This window comes from Methanobrevibacter sp., assembly GCF_045577275.1.
In the GTDB taxonomy this organism is placed as follows: domain Archaea; phylum Methanobacteriota; class Methanobacteria; order Methanobacteriales; family Methanobacteriaceae; genus Methanobrevibacter.
Window position 1 is genome coordinate 1 of sequence record NZ_JAZNIB010000162.1, and the last position, 2721, is coordinate 2721.

Consider the following 2721-nt stretch of genomic DNA (forward strand, 5'->3'; position numbering starts at 1 on the left):
ATAAAATATTATATTAATTATTATATACAGGTTGTAATAGCTATGGCCAATATAAATAATACCTCATCCTACATGGATGAAGACAAAAAGCAAATTATCAAAGAGTCCAATTATACATTTAGGGCAGCGCTTGAAGTTTCATCTTATCTCATTGAAACAGGAAAGTTTGAAAGGTTCTATAAGGAAATGCAAATCCATGACCTTCAAAAGGAACTTGAAGAAATGGGTGATGAAGAATAGCTTCAAAAAATAAATCTCTTGTATATAACTCTTAAAAAGAAAAACTGTTTTTCATTTGTGAAAGTAATATTTATTATTACTTTTATATCTTTTTTTATATAAATTGCATAATATTATTATATATAAAAGTACATAATACATATTATGATTGCCGAAAAAACCAACATCAGCGCAAGAGTTGAAATAACACTCAAAAAAATTGTAGAAGAATCTAGTTTTACACACAAGGATGCTTATGAGCTTGGAGCTATGTTAATAGCTATTGGGGATGCAGACAAAACAATAACATCCATACAAAACGATTCCAACTACGCAAGGATTATGAAACAAACCGAGTACAGACTAATTGAAGAGAGAAAACACCAGCTCGAAAGAGAATTGAGAAATCTATAGGAGAGCCGTCACCATGGGCAGAGGAAATTCAGATATTATTTACTTTCTAGAACAGCACGAACAGGAAATAATAAACTGCTGCAGGAAAGGAATGAGCAACAACGAAGTCAGAGAACTTCTAAAAACAAAATACGGCAGAGAAGTAGCAGACAATACCTACAGGAAATTCAAAGCAAAACTAAACATAACAAAAGGTGATTTTCTGGAAACATTATTGGATGAGATTCAAGTAATGAAAACTCAAGGTGCTACTGATGCAAGTGTGAGGAGATGGCTTGATGAGGAACATGATCTTGAAGTAAGTCGGGCAACATTTTCAAGATTCAAAAAGAAATATCGCCTAGCCGATAAGAATAAAGACCCAAGAGAGCGAAATGCAGAAGCACTGACAAACAGAGCTATTACACAAAAGCAAATCACTGACAATAACATCCACCAGGACAATATTGATTTAGCTATTGATACAATACTTCAGCAACAGGTCACAGACATCAAGACTGGTCTTGACAATCTTGACAAGATTACCAAAAATGCTGTAGGCCTTGAAATCGACTTTGAAAAACTTGACCTGGAAGTAAGATACAATGCCAATGAAAAAAGTCTCGCAAGATATCTGATTGATTTAACAGAATTAAAGATTCGTTATTTAGAATTGTCAGTAAGAGCATTTGAAGCCAAAAACAAACTGTTCAAGAATGAAATGGATAGACTGTTCAAAAACCGCATGCTGGAGCTGGAAGATAAAAAAATTGAAATCTCACAAAAGGACATTATGGAAGAAATAGAAATCCTTGCAAAACAAATTGATGATAGCAATGTATGATGAAAACAATGAATTCTATTTGAGTGCCAGGGATAAAGCTATTCTTCAAAAATGCGTATATGAAAATCCATATATTCCATTCTCTCCTTTTCCAAAGCAGGCTGAAATGATATTGGCAACTGAAAAGGAAGTATTGATTGGTGGTGCTGCAGGAGGTTCCAAATCAACAAGTCTACTTATGAGGGCATTGTTTTATGTTCAGGATGATACCAATGAATACCATGCACTTATCCTGAGACGCACATTATCTGACCTGAAGCGTAAAGGAGCTTTAATTCATAAAGCAAGTCAGTGGTTAAATCGAAAGGAAATTCAAAATAATCAAAGCATCAAACCTAAGTGGGATGGAACTGAACATTCATGGACATTTCCCAATGGAAACTCATTAACATTTGGATATTTGAGAAACATTAATGATTTAGATACTTACCAAGGTTCCGAATATCAATTCATAGGTATTGATGAGCTCACACAGCTTGAGAGATTCAAATACATTTACATGAGGTCTAGAGTAAGGAAAACCAAAGACAATAAACTTCCAACACAATTAATGGCATCAAGTAATCCTGGTAAGCGTGGAAACAAATGGGTACGTGAAAGATTCATTGAAAAAATTGATGGAGATATTCAGGACAAATCACAAATTCGCTTTATTTGCTCTAGCTATTTAGACAATATCTATCTTGACAGAAATGATTATGAAGAATACCTTATGGGATTGGATAGGGTAACAAGAGAACAGCTAATGAACGGTAACTGGTATGTTAGTGTTAAAGGTCAGCTATTTGATGAATCAGATTTTCATTTGATTTCTCATGATGAATACCTGAAAATACCAATCGTTAGAGTCATAAGATATTGGGATCTTGCAGCTACAGAAGTATTGAATGATGATAAATTGAGAGGCAGTGATCCGGATTATACAGCAGGTGTTATGCTTGCTAAAGATCTAAACGGAAACATTTACATCCTGGACTCATATGAGTTTCAGTTGGAATCAAGAAACTTAATCAATGAAATTCTCAATACTGCAGCACGTGACAAGTCAGATGTTCAATACATTGAACTTGACGGAAGTACAGGTAAAAACTTTGGGTTATTGATTATCGATGAGCTTAACCGAGGGGGATTCGCTACAGGAACTGGTAACTCAAGAGAAAACAAAATCGATAGGGCAAGAAGAGTTTCAGCTGACATTCAAAAGAATGGAATTTTTCTGGTTGGAAAGGATAGAACAGGGTTCACAAAAAAATGGGCTATGGAAT

At 34.5% G+C, this 2721-nt stretch carries 4 protein-coding genes; all 4 read left to right on the forward strand.

Annotation, left to right across the window (positions count from 1 at the left end):
• On the forward strand, window positions 1-240 hold a 240-nt coding region (locus tag ACKI67_RS04860; RefSeq protein WP_407462284.1), incomplete at its 5' end, for a hypothetical protein.
• Window positions 241-384: 144 nt separating this feature from the next.
• A complete protein-coding gene (locus ACKI67_RS04865; RefSeq protein WP_407462286.1) occupies window positions 385-633 on the forward strand; it encodes a hypothetical protein in 249 nt (82 codons plus the stop codon).
• 13 nt (window positions 634-646) lie between these two features.
• Window positions 647-1456, forward strand: a complete 810-nt coding sequence (locus ACKI67_RS04870; RefSeq protein WP_407462287.1) for a hypothetical protein — start codon at window positions 647-649, stop codon at window positions 1454-1456.
• A partial coding sequence (locus ACKI67_RS04875; protein WP_407462288.1) for a phage terminase large subunit occupies window positions 1449-2721 on the forward strand: 1273 nt, incomplete at its 3' end. The genes ACKI67_RS04870 and ACKI67_RS04875, both read left to right, overlap by 8 nt.